The sequence below is a fragment of the Hydrogenophaga sp. GW456-12-10-14-TSB4 genome (assembly GCF_059424305.1).
Window position 1 is genome coordinate 1 of record NZ_JBWKZH010000144.1, and the last position, 1,630, is coordinate 1,630.

Annotated in this window: 1 protein-coding gene and 1 pseudogene; both read left to right on the plus strand. The window is 72.3% G+C overall.

What is annotated here, in order from left to right:
• Positions 1-1,093, plus strand: a 1,093-nt coding sequence (locus AC07ZS_RS29755; RefSeq protein ID WP_494802029.1) for an alpha-hydroxy acid oxidase, incomplete at its 5' end; no start/stop codon positions are given.
• Positions 1,094-1,352: 259 nt separating this feature from the next.
• Positions 1,353-1,630: pseudogene (locus tag AC07ZS_RS29760) on the plus strand (energy transducer TonB); the annotation flags it as partial.

Genomic DNA, 1,630 nt, shown 5'->3' on the forward strand with positions numbered 1-1,630 from the left:
GCCCCCGGACGTCGCCACCCTGGGCGATCACGAGCGCCACGCCCGCCGCGCGCTGGACGACGCCACCTGGGCCTACCTGTTCGGCGCCGCGGCCGACGAGCTCACCTTCGCCCGCAACATCGATGCCTGGCGCGCACTGGAGCTGCTGCCCCGCGTGCTGCAGCCGCTGGCCGGCGGCCACACCCGCGTGGAACTGCTGGGGCGCACCCTGGCGCACCCGATCCTGGTGGCCCCCATGGCGTACCAGCGCCTGGCCCACCCCGACGGCGAACACGCCACCGCCCTGGCCTGCGCTGCGCTGGGGGCGGGCCTGGTGTTCAGCACCCAGGCCTCGGCACCGCTCGACGAGATCGCCGCCGCCTTCCTGCCCGAACCCGGGCGCGGCCCGCTGTGGTTCCAGCTCTACCTGCAAGCCGATCGCGGCTTCACCGCCGACCTGGTACGGCGCGCGGAGGCCGCCGGGTTCGAGGCGCTGGTGCTCACCGTGGACGCCCCGGTGCAGGGCGCCCGCGACAGCGAGCGGCGCAGCGGCTTTCGCCTGCCCGCCAATGTGAGCGCGGTCAACCTGGCCGGCCTGCGGCCGCCGCCACCGCGGGCCCTCGCCGCCGGCCAGAGCCCCCTGTTCGACGACCTGCTCACCCACGCCCCCGGCTGGGACGACGTGGCCTGGCTGCGCTCGATCACGCGCCTGCCGGTGCTGCTCAAGGGCATCCTGCATCCCGGCGATGCGCGGCAGGCCGTCGCCGCCGGCGCTTCCGGCCTGATCGTGTCCAACCACGGCGGGCGCACGCTCGACACGGCGGTCACCACCGCCAGCGCCCTGCCCCGCATCGCCCAGGCCGTGCAAGGCGATCTGCCCTTGCTGGTGGACGGCGGCATCCGCCGCGGCACCGACGTGCTCAAGGCCGTCGGCCTGGGCGCCAGCGCCGTGCTGGTGGGCCGCCCGGTGCTGCACGGCCTGGCCACCGCGGGCGCGACCGGGGTCGCCCATGTGCTGCGCCTGCTGCGCGACGAGCTGGAAATCGCGATGGCGCTCACCGGCTGCCGCACGCTGGCCGAGGCCTCCACCGTGCTGGCGCCGGCCTCGCGCTAAAAAAAGGAGCACTTTTTCGGCAGAATCATGAGAATGCGAAACATTCTCGTTTAGAATCGTTACCAGTTTCCCGCCATACAGCCGCGCCGTCGGCCCACGCGAAAGGACTTTCATGACCACCGGCCTCGCCGTCCTCGGCGCCAGTCTCATGCTCATGCTGATCGCTGCGTGGTGGATTTTTCGACACAGATAGTTCATAACGAGGGCTTCACTGCGGCCCCCACGTCACCCTTCTGCCGAGCCACGCTGCCACTTCACCATGCCGACCGCCAGTGCCACCATGGCGCCCCCCTTCTCCCCCACGCCTGACGCCCCGCCGCGTCGCCTGAACCGCCGCATCCTGGTGGTCGGTGCGGTGGTGGGTTTTCATGTGCTGGCCGTCTGGGCCTTGCAGAGCGGCCTGCTGCGCCGCGCTGTGGAGATGGTGATTCCGGTGCAGGTGCTGGCAGAGCTCATCGAGCCGCCCAAGCCCGAGATCGTTCCCCCTCCGCCGCCGCCCGCACCGGCCGTGCAACAGCCCAAGCCCCGGCCCAAGCC